Source organism: Rhizobium sp. BK512, assembly GCF_014194915.1.
Classification (GTDB): domain Bacteria; phylum Pseudomonadota; class Alphaproteobacteria; order Rhizobiales; family Rhizobiaceae; genus Rhizobium.
On record NZ_JACIAS010000001.1, the window covers coordinates 522,848 to 535,439 of the forward strand.

Below are 12,592 nucleotides of genomic sequence, written 5' to 3' on the forward strand. Positions count from 1 at the left end.
GCAGCTTCACTCCAGAGAATCTGCAATGGTTTTAGAGCAAAATTCGGCGATTGAAATAGTACCGAGGTTTGGAATTTACGGCCGGGCGTTGCGGAGTCTGATGGCGCTCACATGTAATGTCGTATGCTGCAAGGCCTTCATCGGCAGAAGACTGTCGACCACCTTAAGCTCGATACCGCGCGGTGCAAATTCCTGGTCGAGCCCGGAATGGGTCGTGAGCGCGAGCGGCACGACATTCCTCCGCGATACCCACATTCCCGCGTCCTCCAGATCCTCGAAACTCTCCGTCGGCATCTCGTAGCGATGGATGGTCCCGGCCTGCAGTCGCTCCAGCCAGCCTCGCTCGACATAGGCGGCACCCCGCCAGTTCCCGAGCAGGCGGCGATCCTCCTGCGATGTCTCCGGCTTTGCCCAAACAAGGATGCGCGGGCAATCACGCGGGAAGAGATACATGAAGTCGTGGACTTCATCGATCGCCCAGACGAGCGGCCCGTTCAGCCACGCCTGGCCCGGCCGCCGTTCGGAAGAAATGCGAACCGGACGCGGCTCGAAAACATCGATCGTGGGATCGTCGCTGAAATGGAAAAGCCGCATGGATAGACCTCACCGGTAGCTGAGGTCAGATAGCGCAACGCCTTGCGCTTGTCACCGATGGGGAAACCTACCCGTTACCTGCCAGCAGCCGCGCGGCAGCAGCCCTCGCCTCTTCCGTCACGGAGGCACCGGCAAGCATGCGGGCGATCTCTTCCGTGCGGTCCTTCTGCGCCATGGTGGCGACGCGCGTGGCGATCTTGTCGGCCCCCTCGCCTGATGGTCCCTTGGAGATCAGAAGATGCGTGGCCGCACGGGCCGCTACCTGCGGCGCATGAGTGACGGAAAGAACCTGCACCTTTTCGGAAAGCCGCTTCAGCCGCTGTCCAATCGCATCCGCCACCGCGCCCCCCACACCGGTGTCGATTTCGTCAAAGACGAGGGTCGGCGCCGAACCGCGATCGGCAAGCGCCACCTTGAGCGCCAGCAGGAAGCGCGAGAGTTCGCCGCCCGAAGCGACCTTCATGATCGAGCCGGGACGCGTGCCGGGATTGGTCTGGACATGGAATTCGACGACATCGATACCCTCGGCCGTCGCCTCCCCTCCATCGGTGGTGATCTCCACCATGAAGCGGGCGCGCTCAAGCTTCAGTGCCGGCAGCTCGGCCATGACGGCCTGCGCCAGCGCATCGCCGGCATGATGACGCTTCTCCGAAAGCGAGCGGGCAGCCGTATCGTAATTCGCCTTGGCGACCCCCACTTCCGCATCGAGCTTCGACAGCCGCTCTTCGCCGGCATCGAGATCGGCAAGATCGTTGATCATGCGCACGGCAAGAGCAGGAAGCTCGGTGACCGGAACGGAATATTTGCGAGAGGCAGCGCGCAGCGCAAACAGCCGCTCCTCGACACGCTCCAATTCCTTCGGATCATATTCCGTCTTGCGCAGTGCCGCCTCGACTTCCATCTGCGCGTTGGAAAGCTGGTCCAGCGCCGCATCGAGCAGCGCTACGGTGTCTTCCAGCAATCCGGGCGCCTCGTGGCTCTTGCGCTCAAGACGGCGCACCAGCGAGGCGATATGGGGCACAGGAGAGGCGTTGCCGTTGAGGAATTCGGAAGCCTCGGCAATATCGCCGGCAATGCGCTCTGCCTTCATCATCTTCTGGCGGCGATCGGCAAGCTCGTCTTCTTCGCCGTCGCGCGGTGACAGCTTTTCAAGCTCCTCGACGGAAGAGCGCAGATAATCCGCCTCGCGGGCAGCGGCTTCGACCTTTTCGCGATGTTTCTTCAGCGTGCGCTCGGTATCGCGCCACTGGCGGTAAAGTGCCCCGACACCCTGCACGTCATCGCTGATGCCCGCAAAGGCGTCCAGCAATGTCCTATGTGCATTTGTATCGACAAGCGCGCGGTCGTCGTGCTGGCCGTGGATCTCGACCAGCATCTGGCCCGCCTGACGCATCAGCTGAACGCTGATCGGCTGATCGTTCACATAGGCCTTGGTGCGCCCGTCGGAGGATTGCTGGCGGCGAAAGATCAGGTCGCCTTCGTCATCGATGCCGTTTTCGCGCAGGAGCTTGCGGGCGCCGTGATCCATGCCGACATCGAAGACGGCCGTCACCTGCCCCTTGTCCTCGCCGTGGCGCACAAGACCGCCATCGCCGCGCCCGCCAAGGGCCAGCGACAGACTGTCAAGCAGGATGGATTTGCCCGCGCCCGTCTCGCCCGTCAGCACGGAGAGGCCGGTCTCGAAGGCAAGATCCAGCCGCTCGATCAGAACGATATCGCGGATCGAAAGCTGGATCAGCATTGGCCTCAGGAACCGAGAAGAAGTTTCTTGCCCGCTGCGGCGATCCACGAACCCTTGTTTTCACGCGGCTCCGCGCCACCCGACTGCAGCAGCTTGTAAGAATCAGCATACCACTGGCTATCGGGATAATTGTGACCGAGAACGGCAGCAGCGGTCTGCGCCTCCTCGACGACACCCATCGCGTAATAGGCTTCGACGAGACGGGCGAGCGCCTCCTCGACCTGATTCGTGTTCGGATATTTCTCGACGACGATGCGGAAGCGCGAGATCGCCGCGAGATATTCCTTGCGTTCCATGTAGTAGCGGCCGACCTGCATCTCCTTGCCAGCGAGCTGGTCGCGCGCAAAGCGCATCTTGGCCTGCGCATCGTCGACATATTCGGAGTCAGGATAATTGTCGACGACGGCCTGCATCGCCTCGATCGTCTTCTGCGAGGCGCGCTGGTCCTGCGTCACGTCGACGATCTGCTTGGAATAGGTCAGGCCCACCAGATACTGGACGTAAGCGGCATCCTTGGACTTCGGATATTGCGCCATATACTTGTTGCCCGATGCCAGCGCATCGTCGAAGCGGCCCTGACGGTACTTGACGAAGGTGCTCATGACAAGTGCCTTGCGCGCCCATTCGGAGAAGGGATTCTGCGCATCGATCGCGTCGAACTTGCGCGCCGCCTCGGCCATGTTGCCGGCCTTCATGTTGGCAAGGCCCTGCGTGTAGAGCACGTCCGGCGGATCGGTTTCGAGGCCGAGCTTGGTGATGTCGATGTCAGGGTCCGACTGGCAGCCGGAAATCAAGGCACCTGCGCTCAGCACCATCAAGGATGCGAGCAAAGCACGCGCTGTCTTCATCATCATGTCAGACCTTGCATAAGCCATTCGAAAGAATCCCACCGCCGCCGTCCACTCCACAGCAGCCACGCCTAGCTGGCGTTTCTAGCCACAAATACCTATCGAGAGCAACGCAATGATCACGCATTAACGCATTTTTGTGGCAGCATTGCCGAGAATGTCGGGCTTTTCACCGCCATTCACATGAGGAGCGGCTAAATATATGCCGCGAAACATCTATCGACGCGCTGTCCGCCCTTCCCCATAAAAAAACCGCCCCCGTTAGGAGGCGGCCCTGGCCTTAATTGGTATACTGGAGGTCATGCCGACCAGGGGGCGAATTCCGGAGCGCTGACTGCAATGAATTCGCGAACGGCAACGCGCTGGCGCGGCGTCGATGTCTCGACCACTTCATAGGCCGAGGGATCGCTGAGCAGAGCCTTGAGAGCGTTGGCGTTCATCTTGTGGCCGCCGCGATAGGAACGGTAGCAGCCGATGAACTGTGCGCCGGCAAGCGCCAGATCGCCAACGGCATCGAGCGTCTTGTGACGCACGAACTCGTCCTTGGCGTAGCGCAGGCCTTCGACATTGATGACGGTGTTGTCGTCGGAAATGACGACAGAGTTTTCGAGCGAGGAGCCGAGAGCATGGCCCGAAGCCCAGAGACGCTCGACATCACGCATGAAGCCGAAGGTGCGCGCGCGCGACAATTCGGTCTTGAAGACGGAAGCAGTGAGATCGCCTTCCCACTTCTGGCGGCCGATCAGCGGGCATTCGAAATCGATCTCGACTTCGAAGCGCGTGCCGTCATAGGGACGGAACTCGCTCCAGGAACCGCCATGCTCGATACGAACCGGCTTGGTGATGCGGATGTAGCGGCGCTTGACGCCGAGAGAAACGAGACCGACCTGTTCGATGGCTTCGACGAAGGGAACCGAGCTGCCGTCCATGATCGGCATTTCGGCGCCGCTGACTTCAATGACGACATTGTCGAGGCCGAGAGCGTAAACGGCCGCCATGACATGTTCGATCGTCGCGACGGAATGAGCAGGCGAGAAGCCGAGAACGGTGCAGAGATCAGTATTGCCGACCTGTGAGGAAACAGCCTTCAGTTCAGTGACATCGCCATTTTCATGCACGCGCTGGAAAACGACGCCGGCGCCGGCTTCGGCCGGATTGAAGGTGATCGAAACATCGGCACCCGAATGCACGCCGATGCCCGAAAGTGTCACCGGACGCGATACCGTCGTCTGAAAGCCCAGCAAGCCAAGTCCCATAAAATTATGCCCTTATTCTTCCATACCCGTCGTTGCCAACCGGCCGGATCTTTCTTCTATACTGCCCGCAGCGCTCGAAGCGGACTCTTGGAGCAGTTCGCTTGCCTCATACTTACGTGGAGCGGCGCTGCAATCCAAATCACTGTTCGTTTCGATTTGTTACGAAATCCGCAGCGGCAAAAGCATTTAGAATTCAAGCATGTAGAAATGCAAACGCCCGGGGTTTCGGTCCCGGGCGTTTTCTGTGGAGAAGTGCTTTCTCAGTTCGACTGGCGGCGCAGGAAGGCCGGGATTTCCAGCTGGTCGTCTTCCTGCATCATGCGGGCCTGCGGAACCGCACGGCCCTGGTCGTCAAGGTTGCCGCGACGCGGTGCGTAGAGGCTTGCTTCCGGCGACAGCGGACGGCGCTGCTGCGAAGAAGCAGCCGGCGCAGAGGTCATTTCCGGAGCGACTTCCTCTTCGCGACGGCCGAGCGAATTGGTGATTCGCTTGAGCAGGCCCATCGGACCGCGCTCTTCCTGGACATGCGCGGCAGCAGGCTGCGTGCGATGATCGATCTCAGCCTGGACGACCGGCGGGAAGTCCTCGACCTTCGGCATGCGGACCTGCTCGGGAGCCTGGCGAATCACCGGCTCATGGCGAACTGGCTGGTGCATCGGCTGCTGCATGACCGGCTGCGGAGCCGGCTGGTGCATGACGGGAGCCTGCTGCTGGACCGGAGCTTGACGGAGAACCGGGGCTGCTTCCGGCGCAGAAGCGAAGATCTTGCTCTGCGGACGGAAGGTTTCCTGCATCACAGGCTGCTGCACGGGAGCGGCGGCACGCGGGGCCGGGATTTCCAGTTCGCGTTCCATCGCGACTTCAGCCTCGCGGATGGTCTGCGCAATCTGGTCGGCCTTCGGTGCCTGCATTACCGGAGCAGGCTGAATTGCGGCCGGTGCAGGAGCAACGGCCGCGGAGGGGCGGATAACCGGCTTTGCTGTCGGCTGGAATACGCGGTCGGTGCCCTCGCCCATGGCGCGGTCGATGCCGGTCGCGACGACGGAGACGCGGATGATGCCTTCGAGCGATTCATCGAAGGTTGCGCCGAGGATGATGTTGGCGTCCGGATCGACTTCTTCGCGGATGCGGGTCGCAGCTTCGTCGACTTCGAAGAGCGTCAGGTCGCGACCGCCGGTGATGGAGATCAGGAGGCCCTGCGCACCCTTCATCGAGGTTTCATCGAGCAGCGGGTTGGCAATTGCCGCTTCGGCGGCCTGCATGGCGCGGCCCGAACCGGAAGCTTCGCCGGTACCCATCATCGCGCGGCCCATTTCGCGCATGACCGAGCGGACGTCGGCGAAGTCGAGGTTGATGAGACCTTCCTTCACCATCAGGTCGGTGATGCAGGCAACGCCCGAGTAGAGAACCTGGTCAGCCATGGCGAAAGCGTCGGCGAAGGTCGTCTTGTCGTTGGCGATGCGGAAGAGGTTCTGGTTCGGAATGACGATAAGCGTATCGACAGACTTCTGCAGTTCCTGAATACCGGATTCGGCCAGACGCATGCGGCGTCCGCCTTCGAAGTGGAACGGCTTGGTGACGACGCCGACCGTCAGGATGCCCTTGTTGCGGGCGGCCTGCGCGACGACAGGAGCAGCACCCGTGCCGGTGCCGCCGCCCATGCCGGCCGTGACGAAGCACATATGCGTGCCGTTCAGGTGGTCGATGATCTCATCGATGCATTCTTCGGCAGCCGCACGACCGACTTCAGGCTGCGAACCGGCGCCGAGGCCTTCGGTGACGTTGGCGCCGAGCTGGATGATCCGTTCGGCCTTCGTCATGGTCAACGCCTGGGCATCCGTGTTGGCGACGACGAAGTCGACGCCCTGGAGGCCTGCTGAAATCATGTTGTTGACGGCATTGCCGCCGCCGCCGCCGACGCCGAATACAGTGATGCGCGGCTTCAGCTCAGTGATGTCAGGCTTTTGCAGCTTGATAGTCATGGTACCCGTTCCTTCTCTCTCTGGCCGCATCGCCACGCCGGCCAATTCACTCAATTTCAAAAGCTTTCCTTCAGCCACTGGCCCATGCGGGCGATACGGCTGTTATTACCCCCAAGCGACATGAGCAGATTGCTCTGTGACGCATGTGTCTCCATGTCCGCGACCTGCGGATAGATCATCAGCCCGACGGCCGTCGAAAAGGCCGGCCCCTTGGCTGCCGTCGGCAAACCCGAGACACCCATCGGACGGCCGATGCGAACGTTGCGGGCCAGAATGCGCCGCGCCACTTCGGCAAGGCCGGTCAGCTGGCTGGCTCCACCCGTCAGCACGACACGCTTGCCGACGATCGGGCTGAAGCCCGAACGCTGGATCCGGTCGCGGATGAGCTCCATCGTCTCTTCGATGCGCGCCGAAACGATGCGCGAGACCAGAGCCCGCGGCACCTGCGTCGGCTGATCACGATCATCCTCACCGATCGGCGGAATGGAGATCAGCTCGCGCTCATCGGAAGAATTGGTCAGCGCCGAAGCGTGGACCACCTTCAAACGTTCAGCATCCTCGATCCGTGTGGAAAGGCCGCGTGCGAGGTCGGTCGTCACATGATGACCGCCGAGGCCGACAGCATCGGTATGGACAAGCTTGCCTTCGGCAAAGACCGAAATCGTCGTCGTGCCGCCGCCCATGTCGATGGCCGCACAGCCAAGCTCGACTTCATCGTCGACCAGTGCGGCAAGACCGGATGCATAAGGTGTTGCAACGATTCCTTCCACCGAAAGATGCGCCCTGTTGACGCTCAGCTCGAGATTTTTGAGCGCCGAGCGCTCCGCCGTCACGACATGCATGTCGACGCCGAGCGCATCGCCATACATCGCCAGCGGATCGCGGATGCCACGCTCGCCATCCAGCGAGAAGCCGGTGGCCAGCGAATGCAGGACGGCGCGGTCCTGACGCAACGACTGCTGGCAGGCTGCCGAAAGCACCTTCTTCAGATCGTTCAGCTCGACTTCCTGGCCGCCGAGATCGATGGTGGCCGTGTAGATGTCGCTGCCGAGACGGCCGGCCGTCAGGTTGACGATCAGGCTCTCGACAGTCAGGCCCGCCATGCGCTCGGCCGCATCGACGGCGAGACGAATGACGCCTTCAAGCGCGTCGAGATCGGCGATCACGCCGGTCTTGATGCCGCGCGAACGCTGATGGCCGATACCGATAATCTCGATATTGTGCGTGCGGCCCGGCAGGATCTGGCTTTCCTCGCGCGGCGTCAGACGGCCGATCATGCAGACGACCTTGGTCGAGCCGATATCGAGGACCGAAACGATATGCGACCGCTTCGACGAAAGCGGCTTCAGGCGCGGCAATCCAAAGTGGGATGAACCGAACAAGCTCATATATTCTGCCCCGCCTTCTTCAATTCCTTGGTACGCGTTGCGACCGCCGCCTCCCGGCGCGCTGCCGCCTCCGGTGTCAGCTGGATCGTCGTGCGATCCGGAAGCCTGAGATCGACTGCGGCGATATCGCGCTCCAGAAGCTGCTGATCCCTGTCGAATTTCGAAAGCGTCGCGAGCGCCTGGTCGATATCATCTTCCGGCAGCTTGACGACGACGCCATTATCCATGTGCAGATCCCAACGACGGCCGGAAACCCAGACGAACGCCTTCACGCGAGCTTTGACATCAGGCCACTTGGAGAACGCGTCCTCGATGGAAGCCGCGGCCGTTTCAGCGTCACGGCCGACGACCAGCGGCAGGGTAGAAAATTTATTGTCACGAAGCGGCGCGATCACGCTGCCGCTCTTCTCGATCAGCGAAAGCTCCTGGCCGTGTTGCCAGATAGCGTAGGCAGCGCGCTCCGAGAGCTTCACCTCGATCGTCTTCGGATAAACCTTGCGGACTTCGACATTCTCGACCCAGGGAAGGCGCGCAATCTTCTGGCGCGCAGCATCGACATCGAGCGCGACGAGCGATGTCGCGCCATCGAGGCCAAGAAGCTGAAGAATCTCGATTTCCGAGGTCTGGTTATTGCCAGAAACCTTCACATCCTCGATGGCAAATCCGACGGCGCTGGTCGTCGCCTGGGCGACCGCCTCCGTATGGCCGCCAAGCGACATACCGTAGAGACCAGTCGCAGCCAGGAAGCCGAGCGCGGAAACCGTACCCGTATGGGCCGGGATGTCGATACGGCCACTTCCGAGACTTACAAGGAAACGGACGACGCGGCGCAGGGGGCGCGGCAGCACGCGACGGTCATCGGCTTCCACATAGGGAAGCTCGGCATGACGGCTGGGGCGTCCTATTTTTTTGACCGTCAACGCAAACAAGACGCGTCCTCCACCATCCACCGGAGAAATGCACCAAAGGAATATCCGGCATGGCCGGCCATTTCGGGCACAAGGGAGGTTGGCGTCATGCCCGGCTGGGTATTAACCTCCAGCCAGATGAGCTCGCCGTCTTCGGAGAAACGATCGTCGTAACGAAAGTCGGACCGACTGACGCCGCGGCAACCGATTGCTTGATGCGCCCTTAACGCCAATGTTTGTATTTTTTGGTAAATTTTCGGTGAAATTTTAGCCGGCAAGACATGTTTTGAACCACCTGCCGCATACTTGGAGTCGTAATCATAGAAATTGTGGCCCTGCGGCACCACCTCGATGACATCCATGGGTTGATCGCCCATGACGCCACAGGTCAATTCGCGACCATGAATATAACGCTCGACGATGACTTCCTCGCCATAGCGCCACTCGGCCGAACCGATGACCTGAGGCGGGTGCGCCTGATCCTCGCCGACGATGACGACGCCGAAACTGGAGCCCTCGCGCACCGGCTTCACCACGTAAGGCGCCTTCATCGGATGCTCCGCCGGAAACGAGAAGCGGTTCAGCACCTGCGATTCGGCGACGGGAACACCGGCGGCAGCCGCCACACGCTTCGCCCGACTCTTGTCCATGGCAAGCGCCGAGGCAAGCACGCCCGAATGCGTATAGGGGATCTGCAGATACTCGAGAATGCCCTGTATGGTGCCATCCTCGCCGAACGGCCCATGCAAGGCATTGAAGACAACATCGGGCTTCACGGCAGAGAGCTTCTCGGAAATGTCGCGCTCGACATCGATGCGCGTCACCTTGAAGCCTTCGCCTTCGAGAGCGTCGGCGCACGCCTTTCCCGAGGAAAGGCTGACAGGCCTCTCCGAGGAAAATCCGCCCATCAGGACAGCTACGTGCTCGCGACTCATCAACACCCCCAAAAATAACTTTCACTCTGCGGGACCAAGGCTTGCGCGGAGCTGGTCTGCGCGGTTCGTGGCCTTTGTCTGACTTGGGTGCATTAGAGCATCATTATGGTTAACGAACCGTTTACTTTCGTTAACTGTTGGCTCCTACCCTCTGCAAATTTTTGCCTTCTGCAGATTTGCAGGCTTCGCGGCCTCATGTGATACGCAAGCTTAAAAAGCACCGGAAAAACCCATGCCTTCAAGGACATATGGAGTCGCGCTCATCCGCACCGGAATAAGGCGAGCGAAGCGGCGGTCCTGTTTGAACCGTCGACTTGCGGGAACGCCGACAAGACAGGGCGCCGACATTAATTAATGCGAGTCGCCGCTCGCATGCCTGTCCGCACCCGTTGAGGTCAACACAAGAGCAGCAAAATGACCTGGATCGAAACAGATCCGCCGCCTGAAAGGGGATGCTCTGACCGGCGGAGACAGCGGCGGAAAAATAGTACAATTTCCGTTATATTCTTGCGTCTTTTGGCGTTGCGCGTGATGAAAATTGCGTTAAGACCCGTGAAGCCTTCCCGAGGCAATCTGTAAACTGAATGGAATAATAATGTCTGACGCGGTATCCGTATCGCCGACTCCCGCTTCGAACAGCACGCAAGTCAATTCCCCGGCTCGTGTTCTGATCGCGAGCCTCATCGGCACCACCATCGAATTCTTTGACTTTTATGTCTATGCAACGGCAGCGGTCATCGTCTTCCCACACCTGTTCTTCCCGTCGAGCGACCCGACCTCTGCGCTCCTGCAGTCGCTGGTGACCTTCTCGATCGCCTTCTTCGCCCGCCCCTTCGGCGCCGTGGTCTTCGGCCATTTCGGTGACAAGGTCGGCCGCAAGGCGACACTCGTGGCAGCCCTCATGACCATGGGCCTGTCGACCGTCGTGATCGGTATCCTGCCCGGCTACGATGCGATCGGCATCGCCGCGCCGCTGCTGCTTGCGCTGTGCCGCTTCGGCCAGGGCCTCGGCCTCGGCGGCGAATGGGGCGGCGCCGTGCTGCTCGCAACCGAAAATGCTCCTCCCGGCAAGCGCAGCTGGTACGCCATGTTCCCGCAGCTCGGCGCGCCGATCGGCTTCATTCTTTCTTCGGGCTTCTTCCTGATCCTGGCGGAAACCATGAGCAACGAGGACTTCCTCGCCTATGGCTGGCGCATTCCCTTCATCGCCAGCCTCGCGCTCGTCGCCGTCGGCCTTTATGTTCGCCTGAAGATCGCCGAAACTCCGGAATTCCAGAAGGCTGTCGAAAAACACGAGCGAGTCGCCGTCCCGGTCGCGACCGTCTTCCGCGGTCATCTGCGCAGCCTGATCCTCGGCACGTTCATTGCCGTTGCCACTTTCGTCCTCTTCTACCTGATGACGGTCTTCACACTGTCCTGGGGCACGACGAAACTCGGCTACACGCGTGAGCAGTTCCTGGTCGTCCAACTCGTCGGCGTCGTCTTCTTCGGCCTGACGATCCCGCTCTCCGGCTGGCTGTCTGATCGCTACTCGCGTCGCATGATCCTGACTCTGACGACGATCGCCATCGCCATCTTCGGCTTCTTCTATGCAAGCCTTTTGACGGCTGGCCTGACTGGCGCCTTCCTGTGCTCGATCATCGGCCTCGGCTTGATGGGCTTCACCTATGGTCCGATCGGTGCGGCCCTTGCCGCCCCCTTCCCGACCATGGTGCGTTACACCGGCGCCTCGATGACCTTCAACCTCGGCGGCATCTTCGGCGCTTCGCTTGCTCCCTATATCGCCACCTGGCTTGCGACTACCTACAGCCTCAATCACGTCGGCTACTATCTCACCGCCTCGGCTGCGATCTCCCTGATCTGCATCCGGCTGTCGGGTCGCGAAGAAGTCTGAGCTACTGACTGTCTGGACAAAAAGCCGCGACGGTCGCCGTCGCGGCTTTTTTTATTGATGCGATCGGCAGTTCCGGCTAGCGAGAGCCTCCATCGGCAAACAGGGAGAAGATCATGCGATGCCTCGTCACCGGCGCTGCCGGCTTCGTCGGCGCCCCTCTCGTCGAGCGTTTGCACAGGGAACGGATTTGGGACGTGACGGCCACGACACGATCCGCAAATCCTGCCTTCCCATTGGATGTCAGGCATGTTCCCGTCGACATCACCGAGACGACCGAGTGGACCGCTGCCCTCCAAGGCGTCGACGTTATCGTCCATCTCGCCGCCCGCGTTCACATTATGAACGACAAGTCGAGCGATCCATTGGCGGATTTTCGCCGCGTCAACACTGCCTCTACCCTCAATCTCGCCGGACAGGCCGCCCGCGCCGGCGTGAAGCGCTTCGTCTTCATCAGCACGATCAAGGTCAATGGTGAGGAGAACGACCGCCCCTTCCGGCACGACGACCAACCGAAGCCCATCGATCCCTATGGCATTTCGAAGATGGAAAGCGAAATCGGCCTGCGCGATATCGCCGCGCTCACTGGCATGGAGGTCGTCATCGTCCGCCCGCCGCTGGTCTACGGCCCCGGTGCACGCGGTAACTTCGCCCTGCTCGTCGGCCTTGTCCGCAAGAAACTGCCGCTGCCCTTCGCGTCGCTGAAGAACCGCCGCACACTGGTCGCTGTGCAAAACCTTGTCGATCTGATCATCACCTGCATGCAGCACCCCGCCGCTGCAGGAGAAACCTTCCTTGCAGGAGATGGGGAGGATCTTTCGACACGAGAATTGATCGAAGGGATCGCCGCAGGGCTTGGCGTAAAACCAGCACTCCTTCCCTTCCCGCCGTCGCTGATGCACATGGCAGCGAGGTTTACGGGAAAGGAAGCCGTCTTTCAGCGCCTCTGCGGATCATTGCAAGTCGACATATCCCACGCACGCGACGTTCTGGGCTGGTCGCCCGTCGTCACGCCGCGTGAAGGCCTCAAGCTCGCGGTGAAGTGAAGC

At 60.9% G+C, this 12,592-nt stretch carries 10 protein-coding genes; 2 read left to right on the forward strand and 8 right to left on the reverse strand.

Annotated elements, in window-relative coordinates; genetic code table 11:
• Positions 1-75 precede the first annotated feature (75 nt).
• The 8 genes from FHX06_RS02710 to FHX06_RS02745 form a co-directional block, all read right to left on the reverse strand.
• A complete protein-coding gene (locus tag FHX06_RS02710) occupies positions 76-594 on the reverse strand; it encodes a DUF6886 family protein (RefSeq protein ID WP_183878008.1) in 519 nt (172 codons plus the stop codon).
• Between the two features lie 67 nt (positions 595-661).
• Positions 662-2,335, reverse strand: a complete 1,674-nt coding sequence (gene recN, locus FHX06_RS02715; RefSeq protein ID WP_112541265.1) for a DNA repair protein RecN — start codon at positions 2,333-2,335, stop codon at positions 662-664.
• Positions 2,336-2,340: 5 nt separating this feature from the next.
• Positions 2,341-3,210, reverse strand: coding sequence for an outer membrane protein assembly factor BamD (locus FHX06_RS02720; protein WP_018115721.1), 870 nt, complete (start codon positions 3,208-3,210; stop codon positions 2,341-2,343).
• A gap of 272 nt (positions 3,211-3,482) precedes the next feature.
• Complete coding sequence (gene lpxC, locus FHX06_RS02725) at positions 3,483-4,439, reverse strand: UDP-3-O-acyl-N-acetylglucosamine deacetylase (protein ID WP_183878010.1); 957 nt, start codon at positions 4,437-4,439, stop codon at positions 3,483-3,485.
• A 260-nt stretch (positions 4,440-4,699) separates the two neighbouring features.
• Entirely contained in the window at positions 4,700-6,421 is a 1,722-nt protein-coding gene (gene ftsZ / locus FHX06_RS02730; RefSeq protein ID WP_112541264.1) for a cell division protein FtsZ, read from the reverse strand.
• Positions 6,422-6,477: 56 nt separating this feature from the next.
• Positions 6,478-7,809 carry a cell division protein FtsA gene (gene ftsA, locus FHX06_RS02735; RefSeq protein ID WP_018114328.1) on the reverse strand — a complete coding sequence of 444 codons (1,332 nt, stop codon included), beginning with the start codon at positions 7,807-7,809 and terminating at the stop codon, positions 6,478-6,480.
• Positions 7,806-8,738, reverse strand: coding sequence for a cell division protein FtsQ/DivIB (locus FHX06_RS02740; protein WP_018114329.1), 933 nt, complete (start codon positions 8,736-8,738; stop codon positions 7,806-7,808). Before FHX06_RS02740 ends, ftsA begins: the two co-directional genes overlap by 4 nt.
• On the reverse strand, positions 8,726-9,652 hold the full coding sequence (locus FHX06_RS02745; RefSeq protein WP_112541263.1) for a D-alanine--D-alanine ligase: 927 nt from the start codon (positions 9,650-9,652) through the stop codon (positions 8,726-8,728). Before FHX06_RS02745 ends, FHX06_RS02740 begins: the two co-directional genes overlap by 13 nt.
• Positions 9,653-10,247: 595 nt before the next feature.
• Between FHX06_RS02745 and FHX06_RS02750 the strand changes: the two genes are divergently transcribed.
• Together FHX06_RS02750 and FHX06_RS02755 are read left to right on the forward strand one after the other, a co-directional pair.
• A complete protein-coding gene (locus FHX06_RS02750; RefSeq protein WP_183878012.1) occupies positions 10,248-11,546 on the forward strand; it encodes an MFS transporter in 1,299 nt (432 codons plus the stop codon).
• 113 nt (positions 11,547-11,659) lie between these two features.
• Positions 11,660-12,589, forward strand: a complete 930-nt coding sequence (locus FHX06_RS02755) for a UDP-glucose 4-epimerase family protein (RefSeq protein WP_113210721.1) — start codon at positions 11,660-11,662, stop codon at positions 12,587-12,589.
• The last annotated feature ends 3 nt before the right edge of the window (positions 12,590-12,592 follow it).

Bases quoted from the DNA above. Each gene is read 5' to 3' on its own strand.
- FHX06_RS02710 (WP_183878008.1), bottom strand. From the start codon at position 594: ATGCGGCTTTTCCATTTCAGCGACGATCCCACGATCGATGTTTTCGAG.
- recN (WP_112541265.1), bottom strand. From the start codon at position 2,335: ATGCTGATCCAGCTTTCGATCCGCGATATCGTTCTGATCGAGCGGCTG.
- FHX06_RS02720 (WP_018115721.1), bottom strand. From the start codon at position 3,210: ATGGCTTATGCAAGGTCTGACATGATGATGAAGACAGCGCGTGCTTTG.
- lpxC (WP_183878010.1), bottom strand. From the start codon at position 4,439: ATGGGACTTGGCTTGCTGGGCTTTCAGACGACGGTATCGCGTCCGGTG.
- ftsZ (WP_112541264.1), bottom strand. From the start codon at position 6,421: ATGACTATCAAGCTGCAAAAGCCTGACATCACTGAGCTGAAGCCGCGC.
- ftsA (WP_018114328.1), bottom strand. From the start codon at position 7,809: ATGAGCTTGTTCGGTTCATCCCACTTTGGATTGCCGCGCCTGAAGCCG.
- FHX06_RS02745 (WP_112541263.1), bottom strand. From the start codon at position 9,652: ATGAGTCGCGAGCACGTAGCTGTCCTGATGGGCGGATTTTCCTCGGAG.
- FHX06_RS02750 (WP_183878012.1), top strand. From the start codon at position 10,248: ATGTCTGACGCGGTATCCGTATCGCCGACTCCCGCTTCGAACAGCACG.
- FHX06_RS02755 (WP_113210721.1), top strand. From the start codon at position 11,660: ATGCGATGCCTCGTCACCGGCGCTGCCGGCTTCGTCGGCGCCCCTCTC.